At 60.3% G+C, this 25,349-nt stretch carries 23 protein-coding genes; 16 read left to right on the top strand and 7 right to left on the bottom strand.

Features of this window, described 5'->3' with window-relative positions; translation table 11 throughout:
• Window positions 1-92 precede the first annotated feature (92 nt).
• From HX898_RS18985 to HX898_RS18975, 3 genes are all read right to left on the bottom strand, one after another.
• Entirely contained in the window at window positions 93-1,124 is a 1,032-nt protein-coding gene (locus HX898_RS18985) for an aldo/keto reductase (RefSeq protein WP_180195388.1), read from the bottom strand.
• Between the two features lie 238 nt (window positions 1,125-1,362).
• Window positions 1,363-2,625, bottom strand: a complete 1,263-nt coding sequence (locus HX898_RS18980) for an NAD(P)/FAD-dependent oxidoreductase (protein ID WP_180195387.1) — start codon at window positions 2,623-2,625, stop codon at window positions 1,363-1,365.
• A gap of 63 nt (window positions 2,626-2,688) precedes the next feature.
• On the bottom strand, window positions 2,689-3,201 hold the full coding sequence (locus HX898_RS18975) for a MarR family winged helix-turn-helix transcriptional regulator (RefSeq protein WP_180195386.1): 513 nt from the start codon (window positions 3,199-3,201) through the stop codon (window positions 2,689-2,691).
• Here HX898_RS18975 and HX898_RS18970 point away from each other — a divergent pair, their 5' ends adjacent.
• From HX898_RS18970 to HX898_RS18925, 10 genes are all read left to right on the top strand, one after another.
• On the top strand, window positions 3,202-4,092 hold the full coding sequence (locus tag HX898_RS18970) for a haloalkane dehalogenase (protein ID WP_180195385.1): 891 nt from the start codon (window positions 3,202-3,204) through the stop codon (window positions 4,090-4,092).
• A gap of 85 nt (window positions 4,093-4,177) precedes the next feature.
• Entirely contained in the window at window positions 4,178-4,777 is a 600-nt protein-coding gene (locus tag HX898_RS18965; protein ID WP_180195384.1) for a methyltransferase domain-containing protein, read from the top strand.
• A gap of 142 nt (window positions 4,778-4,919) precedes the next feature.
• Window positions 4,920-5,594 (top strand): response regulator transcription factor, encoded by a 675-nt coding sequence (locus tag HX898_RS18960; RefSeq protein WP_138389599.1) that lies wholly within the window; start codon window positions 4,920-4,922, stop codon window positions 5,592-5,594.
• Window positions 5,591-6,991 (top strand): HAMP domain-containing sensor histidine kinase, encoded by a 1,401-nt coding sequence (locus HX898_RS18955; protein WP_180195383.1) that lies wholly within the window; start codon window positions 5,591-5,593, stop codon window positions 6,989-6,991. The genes HX898_RS18960 and HX898_RS18955 overlap by 4 nt, the downstream gene beginning before the upstream one ends.
• A 12-nt stretch (window positions 6,992-7,003) precedes the next feature.
• Window positions 7,004-7,984, top strand: coding sequence for a 3'-5' exonuclease (locus HX898_RS18950; RefSeq protein WP_180195382.1), 981 nt, complete (start codon window positions 7,004-7,006; stop codon window positions 7,982-7,984).
• Between the two features lie 183 nt (window positions 7,985-8,167).
• The gene (locus tag HX898_RS18945; RefSeq protein ID WP_003548073.1) at window positions 8,168-8,314 is read left to right on the top strand and encodes a DUF1127 domain-containing protein; all 147 of its coding nucleotides are present in this window, start codon (window positions 8,168-8,170) and stop codon (window positions 8,312-8,314) included.
• Window positions 8,315-8,656: 342 nt separating this feature from the next.
• Window positions 8,657-8,914, top strand: a complete 258-nt coding sequence (locus HX898_RS18940; protein ID WP_180195381.1) for a hypothetical protein — start codon at window positions 8,657-8,659, stop codon at window positions 8,912-8,914.
• A 27-nt stretch (window positions 8,915-8,941) separates the two neighbouring features.
• Window positions 8,942-9,778, top strand: coding sequence for a 5-dehydro-4-deoxy-D-glucuronate isomerase (kduI, locus tag HX898_RS18935; protein ID WP_011655262.1), 837 nt, complete (start codon window positions 8,942-8,944; stop codon window positions 9,776-9,778).
• Window positions 9,775-10,539 carry a 2-dehydro-3-deoxy-D-gluconate 5-dehydrogenase KduD gene (gene kduD / locus HX898_RS18930; protein ID WP_348649470.1) on the top strand — a complete coding sequence of 255 codons (765 nt, stop codon included), beginning with the start codon at window positions 9,775-9,777 and terminating at the stop codon, window positions 10,537-10,539. The genes kduI and kduD overlap by 4 nt, the downstream gene beginning before the upstream one ends.
• Window positions 10,540-10,790: 251 nt before the next feature.
• Entirely contained in the window at window positions 10,791-11,531 is a 741-nt protein-coding gene (locus HX898_RS18925) for a FadR/GntR family transcriptional regulator (protein WP_180195379.1), read from the top strand.
• A gap of 27 nt (window positions 11,532-11,558) precedes the next feature.
• On the opposite strand, the gene HX898_RS18920 is transcribed toward HX898_RS18925, so the two are convergent.
• The gene (locus HX898_RS18920; RefSeq protein ID WP_180195378.1) at window positions 11,559-14,846 is read right to left on the bottom strand and encodes a cellobiose phosphorylase; all 3,288 of its coding nucleotides are present in this window, start codon (window positions 14,844-14,846) and stop codon (window positions 11,559-11,561) included.
• Window positions 14,847-15,180: 334 nt separating this feature from the next.
• On the opposite strand from HX898_RS18920, the gene HX898_RS18915 reads away from it, so the two are divergent.
• The 4 genes from HX898_RS18915 (at window position 15,181) to HX898_RS18900 (ending at window position 18,326) form a co-directional block, all read left to right on the top strand.
• Window positions 15,181-15,849 carry a hypothetical protein gene (locus tag HX898_RS18915; RefSeq protein ID WP_180195377.1) on the top strand — a complete coding sequence of 223 codons (669 nt, stop codon included), beginning with the start codon at window positions 15,181-15,183 and terminating at the stop codon, window positions 15,847-15,849.
• 860 nt (window positions 15,850-16,709) lie between these two features.
• On the top strand, window positions 16,710-17,498 hold the full coding sequence (locus HX898_RS18910; protein ID WP_180195376.1) for a DNA polymerase III subunit epsilon: 789 nt from the start codon (window positions 16,710-16,712) through the stop codon (window positions 17,496-17,498).
• Window positions 17,499-17,545: 47 nt separating this feature from the next.
• A complete protein-coding gene (locus HX898_RS18905) occupies window positions 17,546-17,806 on the top strand; it encodes a hypothetical protein (RefSeq protein WP_164047161.1) in 261 nt (86 codons plus the stop codon).
• Between the two features lie 223 nt (window positions 17,807-18,029).
• Window positions 18,030-18,326 carry a PRC-barrel domain-containing protein gene (locus HX898_RS18900; protein ID WP_180195375.1) on the top strand — a complete coding sequence of 99 codons (297 nt, stop codon included), beginning with the start codon at window positions 18,030-18,032 and terminating at the stop codon, window positions 18,324-18,326.
• A 110-nt stretch (window positions 18,327-18,436) separates the two neighbouring features.
• Here HX898_RS18900 and HX898_RS18895 read toward each other — a convergent pair whose 3' ends face one another.
• Complete coding sequence (locus HX898_RS18895) at window positions 18,437-18,733, bottom strand: hypothetical protein (protein WP_180195374.1); 297 nt, start codon at window positions 18,731-18,733, stop codon at window positions 18,437-18,439.
• A gap of 371 nt (window positions 18,734-19,104) precedes the next feature.
• Between HX898_RS18895 and HX898_RS18890 the strand changes: the two genes are divergently transcribed.
• The gene (locus HX898_RS18890; RefSeq protein ID WP_180195373.1) at window positions 19,105-20,418 is read left to right on the top strand and encodes an MFS transporter; all 1,314 of its coding nucleotides are present in this window, start codon (window positions 19,105-19,107) and stop codon (window positions 20,416-20,418) included.
• A gap of 178 nt (window positions 20,419-20,596) precedes the next feature.
• Here HX898_RS18890 and HX898_RS18885 read toward each other — a convergent pair whose 3' ends face one another.
• The gene (locus tag HX898_RS18885) at window positions 20,597-22,138 is read right to left on the bottom strand and encodes a DHA2 family efflux MFS transporter permease subunit (RefSeq protein WP_180195372.1); all 1,542 of its coding nucleotides are present in this window, start codon (window positions 22,136-22,138) and stop codon (window positions 20,597-20,599) included.
• A gap of 237 nt (window positions 22,139-22,375) precedes the next feature.
• Window positions 22,376-23,284 carry a flagellin gene (locus tag HX898_RS18880; RefSeq protein WP_029874829.1) on the bottom strand — a complete coding sequence of 303 codons (909 nt, stop codon included), beginning with the start codon at window positions 23,282-23,284 and terminating at the stop codon, window positions 22,376-22,378.
• Between the two features lie 383 nt (window positions 23,285-23,667).
• On the opposite strand from HX898_RS18880, the gene HX898_RS18875 reads away from it, so the two are divergent.
• Window positions 23,668-25,341, top strand: a complete 1,674-nt coding sequence (locus HX898_RS18875; protein ID WP_180195371.1) for an ABC transporter substrate-binding protein — start codon at window positions 23,668-23,670, stop codon at window positions 25,339-25,341.
• Window positions 25,342-25,349 lie beyond the last annotated feature (8 nt).

Below are 25,349 nucleotides of genomic sequence, written 5' to 3'. Positions count from 1 at the left end.
AAGGGCCGAAAAGCCGCCATGGAAACATGGCGCCTTTTTCATTGGTGGTTGCAGACCGGGCGAGACGACTCAGCCGGTTGCAGACGGAGGGCTCAGCGGCCGCCCTCGATCTTGCGGTGGCGCTGGTTGATGCCGCCCTTGCCGTAGGGGTAGTCGAAAGGCTGGGGCGCACTCACCTCGTTGAGCCGGGCCATGTCGTCGTCGGAGAGTTTGAGCTTCATGGCGCCCAAGTTGTCGGCGAGCTGTTCCGGCGTGCGGGCGCCGAGGATCACGGACGTGATTGCCGGCTGCGCCGCCGTCCAGGCGAGGGCCACCTGCGCCATGCTGACGCCATGCGCCTTGGCGATCTCCTCGACGACAGCGATGATCGCCCAGGTTCTCTCCAGCGCATTGCGCGGCGCATAGGACTCGCCGCCGCGATTGGGGTTTTCGCCGAGGCGGGTTGCGCCCTTCGGCATCTCGTCGCGCTTGTACTTGCCGGTCAGCCAGCCGCCGCCGAGCGGCGACCACGGCAACAGACCCATGCCGGCATCCTGGCAGGCCGCGACAATCTCGAGCTCGATGTCGCGCACCAGCAGGTTATATTGCGGCTGCAGCGTCACCGGACGGGTATAACCCCGCGCCTTGGCGATCTCCGAGGCCTTGGCGATGTGCCAGCCGACATAGTTGGAGAAGCCGTAATAGCCGATCTTGCCGGAGGAAACCGCATCGTCGAGGAAACGCAGCGTCTCCTCGATCGGCGTCAGCGCGTCCCAGGCATGCATCTGGTAAAGGTCGATCTGCTCGAGGCCGAGGCGGCGGAGCGAATCGTCGAGCGCCTGGCCAAGATGCCGGCGCGACAGGCCGATATCGTTGGGTCCGTTGCCCATCGGGAAGCGCCCCTTGGTGGCGACGATCGCCTGGCGGGCCTCGGTCGGGCGCGCCTTCAGCCAGCGTCCGATGATCTCTTCCGACTTGCCGGCGCTGTAGACATCGGCGGTATCGATGAAATTGCCGCCCCAGGCGAAATAATCGTCGAGCAGCTTGTGCGATGCGGCCTCATCGGCCTCCGCGCCGAAGGTCATGGTGCCGAGGCAATAGGCGGTGACGACGGTCCCGCTGGGACCGAGCTTGCGATAATCCATTTCTTCCTCCTCATGCGGATACCCGCAGCCGACGTGCAAACGTCGGGGTAGAAGCCGGGGCTCCTGCAATCAATGACAATGACAATATTGTGCTTGAGGCGGCCGCTTGCCGCCGGATGACGTATAGCGCCCTGGGCTGGGAGCACAGAGGCGAGGGCAGCATAGCCAATCCCGCCCGCGCGACAAGTGAGAAAAAAATATTCCCGCCTGCCGCCGCAGCCGGCGACGATCACGGATTTTACGAAAACGAGCCGGCGATCCGATCGGCTGCGGCGACACCGGTCTCGTAGGCGCCGTGCGCCGTCGAATAACGCGACTTCGAACAGGCTTCGCCGGCAAAGAAGATCCGCTCGTCATGTGGCGCAGCGAGACGGCCGCGTTGATCGGAGGCGCCGGGTTCGGCGTAGGAGTAGGAGCCGCCGATATGCGGCGCTGCGGCCCAGGCCGACATTGCGGCGACCGATAGCTCCTTGCGGATGTCCGCGCCGAAATGTGCCGCCAGTTCATCTCCAGCGAAGGAGAAGGCAGCCTCTCTGCCTTGCCCCTCCAGATCATGCGCGAGGTCGCCGGCGAAATAGGCCTCGACGACGGGAGCGCCGAACGGCCTGAGCTGATAGGTGCCGGTCGCGCCGCGACGGGTAGAGCCGAGCATATGCGTGTCCGCCGGCAGCGCCTCCTGATTTGCGAGCCTCAGGAACAGCTTGTCGGCGAGCCCTAGAGGTAAACGGGCTGCCGCCTCGATCTTGTCGGGCAAAGGCGGGTCGAAGGCGATCCTTCCGGCGGCAAGCACATTCGTCGAAACGCTCACCAGCACCGCGCGGGCACTGAGCACACCCTGGTTCGTCTCAATGCCGATACGGCCGGCGTGACGATGGTCGACGCGCGTGACCTCGGTGCCGAGCCTTGCCCGAACCGGCTTGCCGTAAAGCGAGACCAGGGTTCCATAGCCCTCGCGCACCCGCCAGTCAGGGCCAGGGCCGGGATCGTATCTGTTGTAGTCGACGACCGACGACCGCTCCAGTTCGGCGCCGGTGATATAGGTGCCGACCGCCCGGATCTGGCCGTTCCAGGGATTGCCGGGCTCGAGCATATCGGCCATGGCTGCGTCATTCCCCTCGTGGTTCTCGAGGCGCTCGAAGTAGGCGCCGATCGCCTGCCTTGCGGCACGCGCCTCCGCGTCATCCCGCTGAAGCCGCCGTCCGCCATCGTTCCAGGGTGCCGGCGTGTGGTCGACCGTCAGTCCGACCTCGCCGGCGATCGCAGTCCAGGCATTGGTCCGCGCGCCATGCAGCCAGCCGCAGCCGAGATCGAGCCCGATATCGGCAGCTTCGGGCAGTCCAATCGTCCAAGCGCGACCGCCGAGACGATCGCCGGCTTCAAGCAGGAGGATGGAAAGATCCGGGCGGATTGCCTGCAGGCGACGGGCGGCGGCAATGCCGGCGGCGCCGGCGCCGATGATAACGACATCCTCGTCAGCACCTTTGCTGTTGTCACCAGGCATGCATTCTCCTTCGGTCGCGCGACGGTTAAGTGGAAAGGGTCGCTCTCATGCCAACCCGCCTTGCTATTGCAGCTGCTCCAGCAGCCGCCGGAGTGCTGTGCGCAAATCATCCATCTGCTGCTGGCTGGTCAAGGCCGCCCAGCTTTCATCGACGCGCCGGCCCGCCGCCATCGCTATCGGCCTGACCCCTTGGCCTTTTTCCGTCAGAAACACCAGCCGGCCGCGCCGGTCATTCGGATCGGGCCGGCGCTCGACATAACCCAGGCGCTCGAGTTCTTCCACGGCCTGCGTCATCGTCTGCTTGCGAACACGGGCGAGCTTGGTCAGCTCGCTGACCTGGATGCCCTCTGGCCGCGCGAAAGTGAAGACATTGGCATGCGGCGGGCGGATATCGCCATAGCCGGCCTCATCGAGTGCCGCTTCGACGGCCTGTGTCCAATGCTGATGGACCAGACGCAACAACAGGCCAAGGGAAGACGGCGACATGAAACCCCGCGCAACAATATAGACAGTTACCTGTCTATATGATAAATGGACAGTCGCCTGCCTATATAGCACGAAAGCTTGGAGCTCCATATGCCGATCATCGATATCCTCACCTCGTTCATCTCCTACGAGGAGCTGGGGGAGGGCGACCCGATCGTCTTCCTTCACGGCAATCCCACCTCATCGCATCTCTGGCGGAACATCATGCCCGGCATCGGGCCCGGCCGCTGCCTGGCGCCCGATCTCATCGGCATGGGACGCTCCGGCAAACCCGATATCGGCTATCGCTATGGCGATCATATCGCCTATCTCGACGGCTGGTTCGATGCCCTTGACCTCGACGACGTCGTGCTCGTCGGCCACGACTGGGGCGGCGCGCTGGCATTCGACTGGGCCTCGCGCCACGCCGAGCGGGTGCGCGGAATCGTCTTCATGGAAACCATCCTGCGGCCGATGAGCTGGGAGGATCTACCGGGCGGCGGAAAGACGCGTTATGAACTGTTGCGGGGTGCCGGAACCGGCGAGGCCAAGGTCCTCGACGAAAATTTCTTCATCGAACAGGCCTTGCGCGCGACCACGCTGAAAGGGCTCAGCGATTTCGACTGGGATGTCTACCGCGCGCCCTATCCGGACCGTAACAGCCGGCGCCCGCTTTTGGAGTGGCCGCGCGCCATGCCGATCAACGGCGAGCCGGCCGATGTGGTCGCCAGGATCGAGGCCTATGACCGCTGGCTTTCCGCCAGTCCTGAGGTTCCTAAGCTGCTGCTGACCTTCGACGGGCCTTCCGAAACGCTGTTGATCGGCAGCGAGATGATTTCGTGGTGTCGCGACAACATCGCAGGCCTGGAGATCAGGGCTTGCGGGCCGGCTCGCCACATTGTCCCCGAGGACCAGCCCGAGGCGATTGCCGCCGAAATCAAAAGCTGGATCGACCGAAAGGGGCTCAGAACAGCGCACCGGAAGGTCTCGTCCCCGGCATGAAGAACTGCATCGGCGGCGATTTGACAGACTGTTGCAATGTTGGGCGGGATCATAGGTGGGATCAATCTGCCAATGTGAAGGTCCCATGCCACGTTTCGATCGACGACGCTTTCTTCTCGCCTGGCTTCGCGCGCCGCTGCGCATCGCCTCGATCACGCCGTCAGGTCCCGGCCTTGCGCGCCTGATGACCAAGGAAATTTCTGCGCTGACCGGGCCGGTCCTCGAGCTCGGCCCGGGCACCGGTGTTTTCACCGCAGCCCTTTTGGAACGCGGCATTGCAGAGCGCGATCTGACGCTGGTCGAATACGAGCGGGATTTCGCCACGCTGCTTCAAAGCCGCTTTCCCGATGCCAGGGTGCTGCGGCTGGACGTCCGGCAGATCTGGAAGACGGCGCTTTCTGGAAGTTTCTTCGGCGGCGTCGTCAGCGGGCTTCCGCTTCTTGCCATGCGGCCCGACGATGTGCGGGCGCTGCTCGAGGGCTGCTTTTCCAATCTCAGGCCATACGGTGCCTTCTATCAGTTCACCTACGGGCCGAAATGCCCGGTGCCTGTCGAAATCCTCGACTCCCTCGGCCTTGTCGCCACGAGGATCGGCTGGACGTTGCGCAATCTCCCGCCGGCCGCCGTCTACCGGATCAGCCGCAGATACCAGCCAATGATATTGATCGAGCAACGCCGCGCATGATGACGGCTATGATCCTTCGCTACGAGGCGGCAATCCGGCGTTCGATGCGCAACAGGCATCGCAGACTTGCTCGAGGGTGATATGGTTTCCACCTATGGACCCCGATAGTGGCCTCCGATAGGCCCCACGACAGGAATGTGAGATGCGCATATTACTGATCGAGGATGAACCTCAAATGGCCGTGGCGCTCCGGGGGGCGCTCACCAGGCACGACATGGTGATGGATCACGTTTCGACCCTAGGCGACGCCGAGCTGGTGATCGGCGACGGCGCCTACGACGCCGTCCTTCTGGATCGGCAACTACCCGACGGCGATGGCCTCGAACTCATTCCGAAGATCCGCAAGAAGGGGCTGACGCTGCCGATCATCGTCATCACCGCCAAGGGAGAGGTTCCAGACAGGATCACCGGGCTTGAGACCGGCGCCGACGATTACCTTGCCAAGCCCTTCGTCTTCGACGAACTTCTGGCGCGGCTGCGCGCCGTGATGCGCCGCTCCGAAACCTTGCGCCCGGCGCTGATCTCGATCGGCCGTCTTTCGTTCGATCCGACCTATTGCGACATCATCGTTTCCGGCTTGCGTCTGGAAATGCCGCGCCGGGAGGCGCTGGTGCTCGAATGCCTCATGCGCCGTGCCGGTCGCATGGTGCCGCGACCGGCCTTGATGGAAGCAGTCTTCGGCTTCGACGACGAGATCCAGTCGAACGCGCTCGATTCCCACATATCGCGGTTGCGGCGTAAGCTGGCAGCATCGCAAGCAGGCGTGGTCATCAACGTTATCCGGGGCGTGGGTTATCTCCTGCGTGAAGCATCATGAGCAAACGTTGCTCCTATTCGCTGCGCAAGCGCCTGTTCTGGCGGCTTCTTGCCGTGCAATCGGTCGTGCTCATCCTGGTGATGATCGTGCTGATTTCGGTTGGCAAGATATCCGAATTCAGGTCGACGGAGGGCACGATTGAGATCCTGCGCCAGGCGGTTTTCCGCCAGCCCACCGGAGAGTTGAGCCTGAGGGAGACCGAGGATCTGCGACAGCTGCGCAAGGACGCGCCCGATCTCTGGTACACCATTCGCGACATGCAGGGACATGTTTTGACCGAGGGCCGGATTCCGGAAGAATATGCCGCAATCGGCAACACGCTTGATCATGTCGGCCAGGCCAAGTTCGGCTCGAATCTCGGCGACCACGACCGTCCGGCTGCCCGGATGAAGTGGATTGCGACGGATTGGGGACAGGTGCAGTTTCTGACGGGCACCGACGGCCCCAACTCCTCCACCTTCATCCTGCTCAAGCTTTCGCTGGTCCTTGTAAAAATTGTTATCCCTATCGTCGCAGTGATGGCGTTGGGTGCGTTGATCGCGACGCCGCTCGTTGTGCGAAGATCGCTGGTCGGGATCGACCAGGCCGCGCTCCAGGCCGATACGATCGATATCGACCAGCGTGGCGGCCGGCTGTCGGAAAACGATATTCCCGAAGAGATCGCGCCCCTGGTGCACGCCGTCAACCGCGCACTCGGCCGTCTCGACGAGGGTTATGAGCGGCAGGAACGGTTTCTGACCGATGCCGCCCATGAGCTGCGCACGCCGATCGCCATTCTGAATACGAGAATTGGATCCCTGCCGCACAGTTCGATCAAGACCGCCCTCTTGGAAGACGCCGCAAGGCTCGCCGTTCTCACCGAGCAGATGCTCGATCTTCAGCGACTGAAACAGGGCAAGGTCCAGTTCTGCAAGGTCGATCTCGGCCAGTTGGCGAGGAAGGTCATCATCGAGATGGCGCCGCTGGCCTTTGCCGCCGGTTATACGGTGCAGTTCGATGTCGACGGCGCCGGCGAGATCGAGGGCGATCCTCTGGCGTTGCAGCGCGCCCTGATGAACATCCTGCAGAACGCGATCAACCACGGCGGCAGGAAAGGTACCATCTCGCTGACATCAGGCTGCAACTGGATCGAAGTCAGGGACGAGGGACCGGGCATCCCCACCGATATGCGGGATCGCATATTCGAGCCGTTCTTCAAGCGCCATCACGACGGGCGCGGTGCCGGCCTCGGCCTCAATCTCGTTCGCGACATCCTGCGTTTGCACGGCGGCGAGGTGACGATAGACAACCGCAGTCCCGGCGCAGTCTGCCGGCTGAGCTTCCCGCCGGAGAGGGCAGCAGGTGGGGATACTCCACAGCGCCCGGCGCGAGTGATGGATTCAATCGCGTCTCCGTGACATATAGATTCGATGAGCGTGCACAGAGATTCGCAACTCGACATGTTTGCCAAGGCATCGCCCGCGATGGCCAAAGCGCGCGGTCCATTGCACCGGCGGCCATCGCAGCCGGTCGTTCACTCCGATGAAGACATGGCGCGGGCGCTCGAAGAGAGCGGCAACTATCGCATCTTGAGAAAACTGGCCGCCCGGCCGATTGCGTCAGTCAGGCAGCCCGGGTTTTCGCGGCTCGGCGTCATTCTCGATACGGAGACCACAGGCCTCAACCACCGTAGCGACGAGATCATCGAAATCGGCGCCGTCGCCTTTACCTTCGACGATGACGGCGCGATCGGCGATATAGTCGGCATTTACGGCGGCCTGCAACAGCCGTCCCGGCCGATCCCGCCGGAGATCACCCGGCTGACTGGTATCACCGATGCGATGGTCGAAGGACAGCTCATCGATATCCAATCGCTGAGAACTCTGATCGAGCCGGCGGATCTGATCATTGCCCACAATGCCGGTTTCGACCGGCCGTTCTGCGAGGCCTTCTCGAAGATTTTCACCGGCAAGGCCTGGGCATGCTCGGTTTCGGAGATCGACTGGAGCGCCCGCGGTTTCGAGGGTACGAAGCTCGGCTACCTCGTCGGCCAGGCCGGGTATTTTCACGAAGGCCATCGCGCCGTCGACGACTGCCACGCACTGCTGGAAATCCTCGACCGAGAGCAGCGCGACGGTGAAAGCCCGTTCACCGAGCTTTACCGCGCCAGCCAGCGCTCGCGCATCCGTATCTTTGCCGAACACAGCCCGTTCGAGATGAAGGATCATCTGAAGGCGAGGGGTTATCGCTGGTCGGACGGCAGCGACGGTCGCTTGAAGTCCTGGTGGATCGAAGTCGGCGAAGAGGATCTCGACGACGAGCTCTCCTATCTGCGCTCGGATATTTACCGATGGGCCGAGGCGGAGCCGCCGATCGTGCGGCTGACGGCCTTCGATCGCTTCAAACTCTGACCGCGAAGCGGTTCGGATCCTGATTGACTACGAGATATGGCGACCCATGCAAGCGCCGCATAGGTGCAGTGATGCATTGGCGCTGCAATAATCAGCAGTCTCATACTATATACAACTCATCGAAGCGAACGAAGCGCCAAGGACTGGCAGCTAAGCTTCGAAAGCCCACGAAAGGGGATCATCATGAACGTAGCACGCTCTTTTAATAACTGGCGCAAGTACCGTCAGACGGTCGCTGAACTGGGTCGTATGTCCGCACGCGAACTGGACGACCTCGGCATCGGCCGCAGCGAAATCCGCAACGTCGCCCGCGCAGCCATCGCCCGCTAACGGCAGCTTAGACCAAGCATCTTCAAAAGACTATGCCAGCGCCTGCTTCCTCCCGAGCGGGCGCTTTGCTTTTGTGCTTCCGGCAGATGGACCATGTGATCGAGCCTCCCGCTTTTCGCATAACGCATAGCTGCCCTGCAAAGAAGTGCCTATCAACTGAGCAAAAAATAAGTATGATTATTTCTATCGAAGCGATGCACCTCCTCCCGCATCCCTTTGATATACAGGCGCCCCATCCTCCTCCCAGGGTCGTCTGTGGAATGACAGCACTCCTCCTCCCAGCTGTCGTTCGGTTTTTTACGAAAGCCTGCCGCACCTCCTCCCGCGGCAGGCTTTTTCGTTTTGGCCGATAGCACCGCTGGATCGCGCCAAGAACGGCCGCTTGCGATCCATTGCTTGGATGATGGCGTCATCATTTCCAGAAATTCTCCTGTCTATTCCCAGATTTTCTTTCGTGCTCTTGCGGGCCTTGCGTCTGCTCAAGCGAGCACCGACAAACCTGTTGACACCAAACTTGTCGTACAACTATGTAACCGGATGGATACCGCCGCAGCGGAAGAGGCCGACAAGATCGGCTTCCGCAACAGCGACGACCCGTAGCGACAATGAAGCGGAAGGAAAATTGACATGCAGATCGACGTGAGGCACGCCTCCCATCCCGAGGCCGTGCGTGATTTCGACACGGAGACGCTGCGGCGTCACTTTCTGGTGGAAACCGTCTTCGCGAGCGGCGAGATCCGGCTCACATATTCGCATTACGACCGGATGGTCATCGGCGGCGCGACGCCGCTCGGCCCCGGGCTGACGCTGACGGCGCCGACGGCGATCGGACAGGAAACCTTCCTTGCCGAGCGTGAACTCGGCGCCCTGAACATCGGCGGTGCCGGCCGCATCATCGTCGACGGCACGAATTACGATCTTGCCAAATATGATTGCCTCTATGTCGGCAAGGGTGCCAAGGACATCAGATTCGAGAGCGCAGATGCGGCCAATCCGGCAAAGTTCTATCTGGTCTCGACGCCAGCGCATCAAACGCACCCGACCGTATTGCTCACCCGCGAAAAGGCCCGTCACCTGACGCCGGGCGAAGCCGCGACGGCCAACAAGCGGTCGATCTACCAGTTCATCCATCCGGACGTTTGCCAGTCGTGCCAACTCACGCTGGGCTTCACCATGATCGAGCCGGGCAGCGTCTGGAACACCATGCCTGCCCATACGCATGACCGCCGCATGGAAGCCTATCTCTATTTCGATCTGGAAGCGGAGCAGCGTGTCTTCCACTTCATGGGCGAGCCGCAGCAGACCCGGCATATGCTTGTCGCCAACGAACAGGCAGTCATCTCGCCGCCTTGGTCGATCCATTCGGGCGCCGGCACCAAGAACTACAGCTTCATCTGGGCGATGGCCGGCGACAATAAGAGCTTCACCGACATGGACCATATCGCCATTGCAGATCTGAGGTGAGCATCGTGGCAAATCCCTTCGACCTTTCCGGCCGGGTTGCCGTCGTCACCGGCGCCAATACAGGGCTCGGCCAGGCCATCGCGGCAGCGTTGGCGCAGGCCGGTGCGTCGATCGTCGCCGTCGGACGCTCCTCGATGGACGAAACTGAAGCGCTGGTGAAGGAAGCGGGAAGCCGCTTCCATGTCGTCAAGGCCGATCTTGCCAGCATCGAACCGGTCAAGGGGATCGTCACAGAGACCATCCAGACCTTCGGCGGCCTCGACATCCTCGTCAACAATGCCGGCATCATCCGCCGCGCTGATGCGCTCGACTTCACCGAGGAAGACTGGGACGCGGTGATCGACGTCAATCTGAAGACCGCCTTCTTCCTGTCGCAGGCGGCCGGCCGCCATATGGTCGAGAAGGGCAGGGGCAAGATCATCAACATCGCCTCGCTGCTATCCTTCCAGGGCGGCATCCGCATCCCGTCCTATACCGCCTCGAAAAGCGGGCTTGCCGGACTGACCAAGCTGCTGGCCTGCGAATGGGCCGGCAAGGGCGTCAACGTCAACGCCATCGCCCCCGGCTACTTCGTGACCAACAACACCACGGCGCTGCGCGAAGATGCCGACCGCAATGCCGCCATCCTTGCCCGCATCCCGGCCGGGCGCTGGGGAACACCGTCCGAACTCGGCGGTGCGGCCGTATTCCTGGCATCGTCGGCGTCCGACTACGTGCATGGAACGGTGCTGCCCGTCGATGGCGGTTGGCTGGCGCGCTGATCGGTCTCACCAACCGATCAGGCCCAGAACATGTCGCGCAAAAGTGTGCAGCGGTTTTGCGACAACGGCATGCCTAAAACAAAGGCTTAAAGCGCAAGGAGCGAATCTGAAAGATCGCGATGCGCTTTAAATCGATTCCGGTTTTCGGGGTTATGCGCTAGGGCTGCTGCCCACCGCATTGGCGTGGATACGGAATGCGAACAGGAAGCGGGGTCGGCGTAGCCGCCTCGACACCAGGATTTCGAAACAGGATGGCAGATAAGGACAACGCGGTCTTCAATACCGTTCAGCAGGCGCCGAACCTGCGCAGCAACCTTGCCGATATGTTGACGGCGCAAATCGAGTCCGGCGACCTGAAGCCCGGCCAACGCCTGCCGACCGAACAGGCGATCATGATGGCAACCGGCGTCAGCCGGACGATCGTCCGCGAAGCGCTCGCCGCGCTGCGCGCGAAGGGGCTGATCACTACGCGGCAAGGCCTTGGGGCTTTCGTCTCGAACGATCCGACGCCCAGATCCTTCTCCATCATTCCCAACGACCTGCAGTCGATCGACGAGGTTTTGCGCGTGCTGGAGCTGCGCATGGGGGTCGAATACGAAGCCGCCGGTCTTGCCGCGCTGCGGCGCACGCAGGAAGATATCGAGCGCATGCAGGATCGTCTCGACGCCCTCGACAAGGCGCTCGAGGAGGGTGGATACGGCGCGCAAGAGGATTATGCCTTCCACAGATCCATTCTAGTCGCGACGCAAAACTCCTATTACGGCCGCCTCTTCGACACGTTCGGCAATATCATGGTGCCGCGGCAATGGGCGCGCTTGGACAAGATGACAACAGCCGAGCGCAAGCGCCATGCGGCGCGTATGCGCAGGGAACACCATGCCATATTCGCGGCGATCCGCGACCGCGACGAATCCGCCGCCCGTCGCGCCATCCGAAGCCACCTGTCGAAAAGCGCCGCACGCTTCGAGGAGCTGCGCGACGCTACCGCATAATGCCGCAGTGCATGGCACCCGCCCACTTCACACCTCAGGCTTCGGCTTCATCAGCCGCCGCCAGGCGGCGTGATCCGTTTGCAGATCGGCTGAGGCGTGGATCGCGGGCAGAAGGGGCTTGCGTTTGCGCCGGCCGAAGCGCCGTTTGAAGCCGAGGATATTTTCGACGAAGCTTCGGGTGTAGAGCCCCGGGCCACTTGAATAGATGCGCCATCCGCCGTCGACGGCGATCTCTCCCGCCTTGACGCGTTCCCATTCGGCCGCTGCCTGATAACGATCATGGAAAGCCGCATCGCTGCTGCTGAAATAGGTGTTGCGCTGGCGCAGCGATGCATGCGGCAGCGCTGATGTGACAGAAATCGGATTGACGACGGCGATCGCCTTCCAGAGTTCGTCCACTTCTGCCTCCAGCGCCAGCGTTTCGCAGTAGCGCAGATGCGCATGCACATACATCAAGCCGATCTCGCGGCCGAAGAAGGAGGAGGATTCGGCGCGGCGAAACAGCGTCTCGGGCCCGCCGGCGTAGGTCGCCGGCTTTTCCATCAGCCGCACGCCGTCGGGAAAGAGCAGATGCTCCTCGATCAGCTTCATATGATCGCGTCTCTGAACCGGCGTGAAGAGGCCGCCGAGCATCGCCTGCGTCATCGAGATCAGCGAGAAATGCAGCCCGGTGCGCCGGTCGCTCGGGTGCAGCAGCAATTCGACGCCGTCATGGCTGGGATCGAAGATGCCATAGCCGGCAACGACGCCATCGCGCACGAGATGGCGGTTGAAATCCCGGCGCATCGCGGTTGCGATCTTCCTCAAGCCCTTGGCCTTGCCGCCATGGCCGAGGCGGCGCAGGATCGCCGAATACCGGACGATCTGCTCATAGAGCAGGGCGACGGTCCAACTGCTGACCATCCAGTCGCGCAGATGCGGATCGGCCGGCTGCAGCGAGTCGTTCCAGTCTCCCTCGCCATAACGGATCAGATGTGTTCCGGGGATGAAAGCTTCACGAACGGTATCAAGCAGCTTCTCGACATGGATCGCGATGGTGTCGAGCTCCGGCGCCCGGGCCATCGTCTTTTCGTCGCGCCAGGAGACTTTCTCGTCGAGGATGGCGAGATCGCCGGTCGCTTCGATGTAATCGCAGAGCGCCTTTAGCGGCCAGACGACGATGTCGCCGTGACTATCGCCCGCCCGGATGTTGGCATAGGGCTCCAGCATGAACCATTGCGGCCAGTCGCCTTTTTCCAGGTATTGTTCGCTGAAGACGGTTTTCAGCACTTCCTTGGCTTCCCGGTCATGCTCGTACGCGAGCAGGAATTCGATCGGCCCCTGGCAGGCGTCGCGTGTGCCCCAGGCCGCACCGGTATATTGCTCGAGGCCGTGCGGTACGCTCAGATGCACGATCGCATCATGCGCAAGCCAGGGCAGCAGGGCCGTCTGCGCGGCAAGATCAGGCGACGTGCTACCGATCGTCAGGCCGCGCACGGTGTTCCGCCAGAATGTTGATGCCGGTGCAAGCATGGCTTCATCGGTGATGCCGGCCTCGTAACGTTGCGCCAGTCGTTCGGCCTCCGCCGCATCGGTCATCGAGCCGACGGCGGCGAAAGAGAGCGCCTGTGTCGGCCGGGATCGGAGCGCGACGAAGGCGCCGTTGCGTGCTACCCCGTCGCTATAGAGCAGTTCGTCGCCACCGATCTCCTCGATGGCATCGGGCGTTGAGCTAACCAGCCAATAGCCGGCATCGGGATAACGCTCGCCCCAGAGCCAGGTGGGGTCCGGCCGGAAAAGAATGCGTTTGCCTGACGTGTCGAATTCGATCTGCCCGCCCGCGTCATATTCGCGCTCGCCAAGCACGACGTGGCCGAACACCAGGAAGCGGCACGGCTTGCCCTCGACGGACACGGTCCACTGCATAGCCGCATCTTCGCCGGAGGCGACCGCCGACACGATGATCGTGCGTTCCGTGCAACGATAGATCCAGCGGCAATCGCTGAGCCCCATTTCGAAAGCCGACGGCACCGCCAGAAGCTGCCAGCCGGCGCCGACATCCGCCATGATGCGCAGCCCGCTGGCGCGGGTCAGATTGTAGGGGTCTCGGGAGACGGAAAAGAGCTTGTGGAAAGACGTATTGCCGATCGTCAACTGGGCGGCGAAAATGCCTTGCATCCAGCAGGTCGCGGCAAGCGTCGCATCATCGAGCAGCATATTCTGGCCGCTGCGGACGATGGCACCGTGACGGCGCGCCACCATCAACTCCTTGTCGCGCAGGACTACATGACGGTTCAGAACGCCGTCCGGCACGAAAAACGAAAGAAGCTTTCCGTCGACGCGCTCTTCCAGGCTCCGCTCCGGATAGAGCTTGCCGATCGCCTTTTTATCCAGCGCCTCGGCCTTCAGCAGGGCCGCATCCTGCAGCAGGCTGCGGACCGGCGTGGCCTCCTCGATATCGGAGACCGCACTGTCTGTGGCCGCGAGCTCGTCAAGCCGTGAAAGGTCGGCATCGCTCGACGCCTCGGGATGATCAGCGGCGAACACGGCAAAGAAGGTCGCGGTCGCGCCGGTCGCCGGCACGGAGAGCGATTTCGACTGAATGGCGGGACATGCCGTCTCCTGCTGCCGCCGTTTGCTCGGCAGGTTGGTGCCGAAGGGGCCGACCAGCAGGTCGCCGAGACGGTCACTCGCCTGCACCAGCTGGATCGCATCGGTGGCATAGGCAGCCGCGCCATCGAGGCAGCCCTGCGCGAGCCAGGGGTTGCGGGCACCCGACTGCTTGAGATTTTGCCGGTTCATCACGACAGGGCCGAATGTCTCGTGGCCAGCGATATGATGATCGACATATTGCGATGCATAGGCTTCGCTGTTCATCAGGAAGCCGCGATCGCCGAGACCGACATCCTGGATCAGCACCAGATCGACCGGCAGCGTTCCATCCCTCAGATGCCGGATGGAGACACGCCAGAACCAGGCCGTTTCGGAGGGATGGAGCTCGAGGCGGACATTGTAGCCGATATTGCCTCTCTTGCCGCTCCAGGAAAGGCTCGTCGCATCGTGCCCGAAGCTGCCATCGGCGCGAGGCCCGACAATCTCGACGACGTCAGGCGCAGCCCCGCCGATGCGCAGATAAAGGCGTCCGATGCCGCCTGACAGCGGCGAGCCCTGGATCTGGTTGATCTGCACCGATCCCTTGTCGTCGGCATATTCGATGGCAAACAGCGTGCCGTTCGGCAGGGCCGATATCGACAGGCCGGAACCGTTGCTGATCGTGAAGAGGCCAAGCTCGTCGCGTCGTGGCATTTGAAAACTGCGGTCAAGGTCCGTGGCCATTGAGATCTCGTCGATTGGCTTCAGAGGGGAATTGGAGGATGACGCAAAATGGTTGAGAGAAATCTTACCACTATCGCCGGTTCTCGATTAGGTCCTTGAAAGACAGGCCAACCGATATCACTTGATGTTTAATTCGAAAGTTGCACCGAGAGGTCATTGCCAAGGCGTCTGATGGTCGCCGGTGACGATGATGCCGTCAGGTTGCTCAACGGCATAAGGCGGGAACGGAGTTTCCTATCATTGAAGTTCAAGGCAAACTGGGAGGGAATAGCGCTGATTCCGTCTGTGCGTGTTTCTTGACGCAACTCGCAGCTCCCACTCAACGAGGTGACTATTGACGCAGTTCTTCGAAACCACTCAAGGGATCATGGCAATGGGAGCGTTCATCGGCGCTGGCGGTTTAGCCGCTGGCTCCCTGCTTCCCATCGTCATTCGACTTGCGAAGTCTGGGATCAACCGGCGACCGAAAGCCGAGGTTAGAAACCTAGCGATGCTGACGGTGCTGGCCTTAGACGATTTTGTCGGAGCCAGCTACGCGGCCGTTCACGACATGCCGGAATTCAATCCTATGGATGAAGGCCAATTCGCGTTTCACGTTCCCGATCCAACCCTTGCACTTCCGCATGACGCAAACTGGGGGCTTTTTAATACCGAGCTTTCGGAAGAAATTTTGTGGTTGTCGAACCGAGTGAAGACCCTTTCTTATGCGTTGGATAGTCTCGACCTTTCCAGGCCCGGATACGATGGCTTCTTCGAACGACGCCAAGAAGGTTATGCTGGTCTGGCGGCTGAAGCGATGGACATTATTGAGCGTATGCTTGAAGAGTTTGACCTCACCCTGCCTGCCAAGCCAGATTATTATCGCCAGCGGGAAGGTCTCGTTTCAGCTGTCCAAAAGGCTGGAGAAAACAACTCACGGCGCCAAAAGGCTCGCACTCTCGCGCACCCGAGCGGGTCAAATGTGTTGCAGCTGTTCCCAAAGGCGAACGACGACGCCGAGTAAAATCAAGCGAAATCGCCGAACCCGATCAAAGGCATCGCCTCCTCACGCATGGCCTCTTCATCATTGGATGGCTCGTTTCTCTGTGGCCTAGTCCGGCTCCGGATCGACGCCTTCTAAAGAGTTCAAGAGGTCGCGGTGAGAGCCTTCAAGATGCCATCCTCCACGGACCACTTCGGCTGGATGATCCGCTGTTGCATAGCTGCATTGCACAAAAAATGTTTTCCAACCGGTCAAAAAAGGAGCATGGTGATCACAGCTGATGCAACACGACGGCTTTCCTCCCAGTTCCGTCGTTTCAGCTGTTCCCCTCTGGAGGTTTATACCTTCACAATTAATGGGCCGCGGTTCTCCGTCGGCCCTCTTTTTTGTCCGCGAAAATCACGCGTTGCCGCCGGGTTTGATTGACGGGCATCCAAGTCCCAGGCGCTGGCCTCGGTCCTAAACCGCAATTCAGTCATTGATAGAGTTTGTGTGAGACCCGGGCGATATGCGAGCTACGTCGAGACACGATTGCAATGGAGGAAAGTTATAGGGCGCTCAACCCGTTTCCGGGGAGCGCCCTTTTTGTTGCTCAAAGCGCGAAAACCAACAAGTCGGCAGGCGATTTGAAGTGGTGCTGCAATACAGGCGAGACGCCGTCGCGTAAAGTCCGATCTCCTGGGCCTGGTAAGTGGCCCCGGTTATTTTACGGAACATTGGGAAAATTCTCCAAAATGATCGGTGCGAGTGGCGGAGCAGGCCTCTTTTAGCCATGTCGCTCAGGTTAAGCACGTCGACCATGTCGACAATCGTTAGCAGCCTGTCGCATCATGTCCGAGTGATATCTGGACTTTTACGGCATCGGGTCGAAATAACTAAATATGTTGATTGAGAGCAGTGGGATCCTATCAAACCCTGTAGATCATAAATCTTGCATCCGGGTCGTTGACCTCGAAACAGCCGGGAATGGCGTGAATGATGTTTGCGAGATCGGATGGCAGGACGTCGTGCTTGGCCATGATGGGGGATGGCGGATTGATGATGAGCGCGGATCATTGCTTGTAAATCCCGGGCGACCGATCTCTCCTGAGACGATGGCAATACATCACATCTTGGACGCGGAGGTCGCGACGGCACCTTTTTGGAAAGAAATCGCCTCCAGCGTCTTACGGCCGGAAGGTGGAGTGATCGCACTGGCTGCACATAGGGCAAGTTTCGAGCAGCGCTACTGCACCCCCAGATTTACGGGCGGAGCGGCCTGGATATGTACGTGGAAATGCGCGCTTCGGCTGTGGCCTCAACTGCCGAGGTTCTCCAACCAGATGCTCCGATATCTGCGTTTGCCCGAGGGACTGGTGCACGCGATTGGCCTTCCCGCCCACCGCGCAATGCCCGATGCGTACGTGACCGCACACCATTTGCGGGACATGTTGAATGACTCCACCTTCGAGCAACTGGTGAAATGGAGCAGCGAGCCGGGCCTCTTGCCACGAGTACCTTCAGGCCACGAGCGTGGCAAAAGCTGGGATCGGCTGGACATTGCGGCATTGCAGGCGTTCGCTCGCGATCGGGATGCCGACGTCCGCTTCAGCGCGGAGACGGAACTTCGCCGCCGTGGCAACGCGCTCGTAAGAGTGGCTGACGAAGCCGAACAGGGAACACTGCTTTAGGAGTTCTTCAGCTCCTGCAGGGGAAGGGACACAGCGGTGAGGATCTGATGGCAGAACGAATGTCTGAACGCGCCAAGGGTGACATCGACGCCATTTTGGAACGGCTCTATCGGGTTTCCCCGGAGCTGGATAGAATTGCCGCCGATTGCGAGAGAGCTTTGCGGCTCAATGCCGAAGCACGAGGCGATTACATTTCGCCACGAACCATGCAGGCGTTTGCCGAAATGCGCAATGCCGTCAGCGCGCTGTACGGCTCGGCTCAGAATGCGATGAAGGAAGCCGATAGGTTCTTCAAGCCGAAATCGTAGGTTAGATTTCGCTACGGATGCGCGATAGGGCCATGGGGCTCGGCTCGGCCGACGATTTCAAGCCATTCGCGAGGTTAACCGTTCATCCACGGGAGCTTCAACAACGAGGAGCAACAACGGTTCCCAAAGGCCGATAGCTCTTTGAGCGTCAACCATTAGCCTCACGCAGGAACAAACTGCACCCCGGCGGCTTTCACATGGGCTCGAACGGAGGAGTTTGAAAATGGACCACAGCAAGCACGTAAGACTGGGCACCGACGAACTAACGCCCGCAGTCCTTGAAGGCGCTACTGTCTACGGCGCAGATGACGACAAGGTTGGCAGCGTGGACCACGTGCACGGTTCAGGCACCAGCGCAAATGTCGTCATCGACGTCGGTGGGTTTCTCGGCATTGGCGCGAAACCTGTTTCCGTGCCGATCAGCGATCTGGACTTCATGCGGGATGAAGATGGCGACGTTCACGCGGTTACATCCTGGACAAAAGATCAGCTGAAACAAATGCCTGAGCATCGAGACTAATTCACGGCGAGGAAGTTAAAAGCCCCGATCTCAACATCAGGCTTTTCAGGCTCGCGGTTGTGACAGACCGAAGCCAATGCCGTTGGACAGCCGGGTGGTGCCACTAGTGGTCAAGTCGGCGGTTTACCGTCAGACGTGAACCGCGCGGAAAACCGTTGGCCATTGGACATCGTGCCATCACAGGAGACGGTCGATTCGCCTTTATAAGGGTTGCAATAGGTACATCTACCGGTCGCGGCGACGACCTCTGGATCGTTTGGCTTCCCCATGACGCCCATGATAACCTTGTCAAGCTTCACGACGTCGGTGTCCGGCGTCGGATTGGGAGCATCGATACCGCTGAAGGTCACGATCCGTCCGTCATTGAGAATGAAGTAGAAGCCAACACGGCCGTCGGGATAGGACAAGCAGCTTGCCCGAACAACTATCAGCGAGCTTCTGCTTTCCCAAGATGAGCTTGTCGCATGAGCCCGTTAGCCCATGGCGGTCGCATCGCCAATAGTCGTTTGCGCATGAGCGAGATTTACCGGCATGGCAGGAACGGCCGCGATTGCCGCAAGAAGCAGTCCAAAACCTCTCAAACACTTTCCTCCCAACCTTAGCAGCGGCCTCTCAGGCTCCGTCCTTAAACTTCAGATCAGATGTACGAACGGATCACCTTGCAGAAGGTCATAAAACGCCCAGGTACAGCTGGCAAATGGCCATCGCGGCTTGCGGCTGTGATCTTTTGGGCTGAATGCGCTATGAGCGGGCCACGTCAGCCGGGTATGGAAAACACATGACCACAATCACAATCGACGATGCACTCAACCACGCTGGGGCAGGACGATATCAGGGACAGCTGATGGCCATCTTCGGCTTGGTCTGGGCAGCTGACGCCATGCAGGTCATCGCAGTGGGCTTCACAGCAGCTTCGATCGCCACGAGCTTCGAACTAACGGTGCCGCAGGCGCTTCAGACGGGCACGGTGTTTTTCCTTGGCATGTTTCTGGGCGCAATGGGGTTTGGTAGGCTTGCCGATAGGATCGGCCGTCGCGGCGTTTTGATCGCGACTGTCTCCTGTGATGCCGTCTTTGGCACGCTGTCAATTTTCGCGCCAGACTTCACGTTCCTCCTGTTCATGCGCTTCCTGACCGGTGCAGCAGTCGGCGGGACGTTGCCGGTGGACTATGCGATGATGGCCGAATTCCTACCGGCGAAGAACCGAGGCAGGTGGCTGGTGCTGCTGGAGGGTTTCTGGGCCGTCGGAACTCTGGTTGTCGCACTTGCAGCCTGGCTGCTCAGTCTCTGGAACGTGGCCGAAGCCTGGCGATTGATCTTTGCCGTAACAGCGGTCCCGGCGATCATCGGTTGCGGTCTGCGGTTTTTCGTGCCGGAATCGCCGCTCTATCTTCTGCGCAAGGGAAGGGGTGGAGAAGCAAAGGCGATCATCGACCGGATGGCCCTGGTGAATGGCCGCAGTGCTCTGGGACAAGAGGTTGACATCGCGCCTGCGACAACGACGCGTAGTATCGGAATATTCTCCCACGCTCTGCGGCGTCGAACCCTTTTGATCCTCGCGGTTTGGTTTCTGGTGTCCATTTCTTACTATGGCGTCTTCACCTGGATACCTCCGAAACTTGCCGGGGACGGCTTTGGCTTCGTTCGAGGCTACGGTTTTCTTGTGCTGATCGCGCTTGCCCAGCTTCCTGGGTATGCGCTCGCTGCCTACGGCGTCGAAAAATGGGGGCGGCGTCCAACGCTTGTGGCATTTTGCATCCTTTCTGCGATGGGATCCATTTTGTTTGTCGTCGGCTCATCCGCACTCTTGGTAGCGTCGTCACTGCTAATCATGAGTTTCGCGCTACTTGGTACGTGGGGTGCACTCTACGCCTATACGCCAGAGCTTTATCCCACTGCATCTAGGGCAACCGGAATGGGTGCCGCCGGTGCTATGGCTCGGCTTGGAGGGCTACTTGCGCCATCGTTGATCGGTCTTTTTGTGACTAAAGATTTCGGCCTGGTCATCGGGATTTTCGCTGCTTTGCTGCTGTTGGCAGGTGCTGCAGCCTATTTCATCGATGCCGAGACGCGCAGTGCTACGCTAGCCTAGAAGCCGCTTGACCGATGCGTTGGCCTCCATCTCGGGATCGCGGAGGGTAGGTTCGACCTTGTCGCAGAATAAATTTTTGCGGCGAAGACTGACAGCTGGTGGCACCATTGCAGTCTCGGCTCCAGGTTTTTCAACAACTTAGTTGATTCTCTTAGAGCGGTTTCGTCAACCCTGGTTTTCACGTTGACGTTGGCCGCCTGGCAAAGGGCACTGAGAGCAGGGCGCAGCCGGTCAGGACGGCAATTGCCATCCAGGCCTCGTTGATTGCCTGGACGCTTGCCGCGGTCTGGACCAGCGGATCGAGCAGCGCCGTGGTATCCGCATCGAAGCTGCCGCTATGCCCCGATATGGTCTGGAGAGGTGCGCCGACGAATGTCGCGGCCTCGAGGTCGCCGGCTTGAAGGCGGGTCCAGAGGACTTGTCCCAGTGGCTCCGAGCGCGTGTAGATGATGGTGTCGATCAGCGCGATGCCGATCGCCCCGCCGAGATTGCGCATCAGGTTGAAGAGTCCACTCGCGTCGGGAATGCGGTCTGGCGGCAGAGTGCCGAGCGCCAGCCGCGTCGGCGGCAGCAGGCAGAACATGATGGCGACGCCGCGCACCACCTGCGGCCAGAACATCGCGTCATAATCCGAACGAGGATCCTGAAAAGCGCTCATCCCGACACCGATCGCAAAGAGCGCGAAACCGGCCGCCGACAGCAATCGCGCGTCCATCCGCTTCTCCAGCGCGACCGCGATCGGCGCCGTGATCAATTGCGCGACGCCGGTGACCAGCATCGTCATGCCGATTTGGAGGGCGTCGTGTCCCCTGATGAAAGCGAGAAAGACCGGCATGAGATAGACCGAGCCGAAGAGGCCGATGCCAAGCACGAAGCTCAGAACCGAACCGACGAGAAAGTTTCGATCGCCGAAATTTCCGAGATCGACGATCGGCCGGTTTCTGCGCAGCGTTCGCCAGATGAAGGCACCTCCCGATGCAAGGCAGACCGCCAGCAGACTTAAGACATAGGCCGAGATCCAGCCGCTCGTCGGCGCATCTTTCAGGCTGAGTTCCAGGCTCGTCAGCGCGGTTGCCATCAGCAAAAGCGACAGACCGTCGAGATGCCTGAGTTCGGACGGATCGGTCGCGTGCTTCGGCAAGGACCGTGCCGCCAGGATTGCCGAGGCAATGCCTGGAAGGATGTTGATCAGGAACAGCCAGTGCCAGGAATAGGTCTCAGTCAGCCATCCGCCGACGATCGGTCCGACGGTCGGGGCCAAAACCGCGAGAACGCCGGCGATCGTCGTCGCAAGCGCCTGGCGCTCGTTCCGAAAGAGAATGAACACGGCCGAAAACACCGAGGGGATCAGGGTTCCGCCGGAAAAACCCTGAAGCACCCGCCAGGCGACCAGCTCACCGAAGCTGCCGCTCATTGCACAGCCGGCGGAGGCTGCGACGAACAGGCAGATGGCGGTAACGAACAGCCATCGCATCGTCAGAAGCCGCGTCAAGAAGCCGGTGAGCGGGATCGCCACCACTTCGGCAATGAGATAGGCCGTCTGTATCCAGCTCATCTGATCCGGATCGATATCCAGCGCCGACTGGATGGTCGGCAGCGATGTCGCCACCACCTGGACGTCGAGGATCGCCATGAACATGCCGACGCACATCGCCATGAAGCCGAGCCAGACGATGGCGGGTGTTTCATCAGGGCGGGCAGATTCAAGTCGTTCCGACATGCGATGATCCCGCGCGCTGCATTCTCCGCCCAGGGTGCGAAGACTACTGCAGAATTCCTTAAATCGGAATCGATTGAGAGTAAAATATGCAGCAATTCAAAGTGATGCAGCGCCGCGTCTGAAAGACGGCGGCGCTGTAGGCATTTCCATCCCCAATTGCAATCGAGCCTGACCGGGTGGGTCAGGCTCGATCCTCTGTTCAACGGATTTGGTCCAGGCGTCCTATTTGTCCGGGGCTTAGCTGCGGAAGAGCGACAGGATATTCTGCGACGACGAATTCGCGATCGATAGCGACTGGATCGCCAGCTGCTGTTGTGTCTGCAAGGCAGACAGCCTGCTCGACTCCTCCTCCATGTCGGCGTCGACCAGTCGTCCGACGCCCGACTCGATGGAATCCGACAGCGCGCCGACGAAGTCTTCCTGCAGTTCGATGCGCGTCGAGATCGAACCCAGCTGCGCACCGGCAGAGGTCATTGCCGACAGCGCGGATTCGATGGTCGACAGCGCCGACTGGATCTGACCGGTGGTGAAGTCGGTAATGTCGAGCGAATAGACGGAATCGCCATTTGCGTCCACCGTTCCGAGGATGCCGGACGCGGTATCGATCGTCCCGCTGCTCATGCCGAACAACACATTGCCCGTGGAGCTGGTATCCAGGGCATAATCCGTCACTTTAACGGAAACGGCGCCGGAGCCATCGCGAACAAAGGACGACACGACGCTTTTCGTGCCGCTTTCGCCCGCGACCCAGTTCTCACCAGAGAATGACGCTGACTGGGCAATGCTCAGCAGCTGATTCTGAAGCTGCGTGATTTCTTCCTGGACCTTGGATTTGTCGACACCGTCTTCAGTCGCTGCCACAAGCTTGGATTTGATCTCGTCGACGACGTCGATCGCATTTTCCATTGCCGTATAGGCAGTATCGACCTTTGCTGCGCCGAGGCCAAGGGCGTCGGACACGGCGGAAAGTGCCTTGTTGTCGGACCGCATCGTGGTTGCGATCGACCAATAGGCGGCGTTGTCGGATGCGGTGTCGACCCGGTAGCCGGTAGAGACACTATTCTGTGTCGTTTCGAGATTGGAGTTGATGCTGCGCAGCGTCTGAAGGGCAGCCATCGCGGAATTGTTCGTATTGATGCTCGTCATAGAAATTCGACCCGTTCATGAAGTTGGATGTGTTGCATCCCGGGTCAATCCGGGCCGTGGCGAGCAGCCTCATGCTTATCGACCCGTGTTCGGGAAGGTCAATTCGCCATCGTTGGGTCAATTATGGTACTTAAAAGTACCTTAATCGTTAACACGAAAGGACGCGGCGATATTTTCTGCAGAAATGTGAGGCGAAGGCTCGGCTGCTCGATTTGCCGGTCATTTTTTCGGTCAAGGTCATGCCCGGTTAATGTCTGCTGAGAGCCGATCCCGAGTGCGCTACAGAAATTTCCAATCGGCAATTGACGTGTCGGCGGGAAACTGACTATCAATATTAAATCAATTTGATTGACTTCAAAAACAAAGAACAAGGGAACGTTGGGATGAGATCGAGCAAGCGCGTATTCCGTGACATTTCCATGCGTGCCGGCTGGGCAGTGCTTGTCGCTTTCGCGGCGGGCAGTGCATCCGCAGAGTCGGTGCTGACGATACATATCGAGGAGCAGTCCAGCTGGGTGCAGAACTTCAATCCGTTCGACCTTGCCGGCCGCCGGCAGAGCACCATGGATTTCATCTACGAACCCTTGGTCATCTTCAATGCGGAGGATGGCGGCAAGCCGGTGTTTCGTCTGGCGACCGACTATAAATTTTCCGAGGATATGAAATCCGTCACCTATACGCTGCGATCAGGCCTGAAATGGTCGGACGGTCAGCCGCTGACGTCGGCCGATGTGAAATACACGATCGATCTCATGCTCAAGAACGCCGCACTCGACACCGTCGGCGTCGGCGAGACCGTTGCCTCCGTCGAGGCGCCGTCGGCAACCCAAGTCAAGATCGATCTCAAGGCGGTGAATTCCGATTTTCCGGAAACGCTCGCCGACCTCGCCGTCGTTCCCGAGCATATCTGGAAGGATGTTTCCGATCCGGTCGCCTTCAAGAACGAGAAGCCTGTGGGGTCCGGCCCGATGACGGAGCTGCGCCGTTTCACGCCGCAGGTCTACGAGCAATGCCGCAACCCGAACTACTGGGATGCCGCCTCGCTGCATGTCGATTGCCTCAGGCTGCCGCAGATCTCGGGCAACGACCAGATGCTTGCGATCCTGCCGGAAGGCAACATGGACTGGATCGGCTCCTTCATTCCCCAGATCGACAAGACCTTCGTGGCGCTCGATCCCGACCATAACGGCTATTGGCAGCCGCCGGCCGAGACCGTCGCTTTCCAGATGAATTTCAAGAGCGGCAATGAAGGCAATCTCGAGGCCTATAAGGACCTGAACTTCCGCCATGCCTTCAGCCTCGCCATGGATCGCACGTCGATGGTCGATATTGCGGGCTTCGGCTATCCCGTCGTCAACGAACATGCGACCGGCCTGCCGCCACGCTTCGAGACCTGGCGCAACAAGGGCGCCGAAGGCGACAAGGACGCCTTCATGGGTTTCGATACCGAGAAAGCCAACAAGATCCTCGACGATGCCGGCTACAAGAAGGGTGCAGACGGCTTCCGCACGACGCCGAGCGGCAAGCCGATCGCCTTCCCGATTATCGTTCCGAACGGCTGGACCGACTGGATCGATGCGGTACAGATCGCCGTCGAAGGATTGCGCGCCGCCGGCATCAACGCGTCGGTCGCGGCCCCGGAATATGAACAGTGGCGCAAGCAGCTCATCGACGGCAGCTTCGAGGTCGTCATGAACTCCCGCGCCGATGGCGCAACGCCGTTCCGCGGCTATTACCAGAACCTGTCGACCGCTTATGGCGGGCGCATCACCGGCGCGCCCTCGCGCTATTCGAACCCGAAGCTGGACGCCCTTTTCGATCAGTATCTGAAGGCAACATCGGAGGACGATCACAAGAAGATCTTCAACGACATCCAGCTGCTGATCGCCGACGACTTCCCCGTCGTGCCGGTGTTCAACGGGCCGACCTGGTATCAGTTCTCCAGCAAGCGCTTCACCGGCTGGGTCACCGACAAGGATCCCGTCATGAACCCCGAGGATCATGACAACAACCGCATGCGCCTGATGCATCTGCTGCGCCTCAAGCCGGTCAGTTGAGCCTCGCG

The sequence above is a fragment of the Rhizobium sp. WYCCWR 11128 genome (genome assembly GCF_013416305.1).
In the GTDB taxonomy this organism is placed as follows: Bacteria; Pseudomonadota; Alphaproteobacteria; order Rhizobiales; family Rhizobiaceae; genus Rhizobium; species Rhizobium indicum.
The sequence above is the reverse complement of the archived record's forward strand: the minus strand, read 5'-3'. Positions and strand labels throughout refer to the sequence as shown.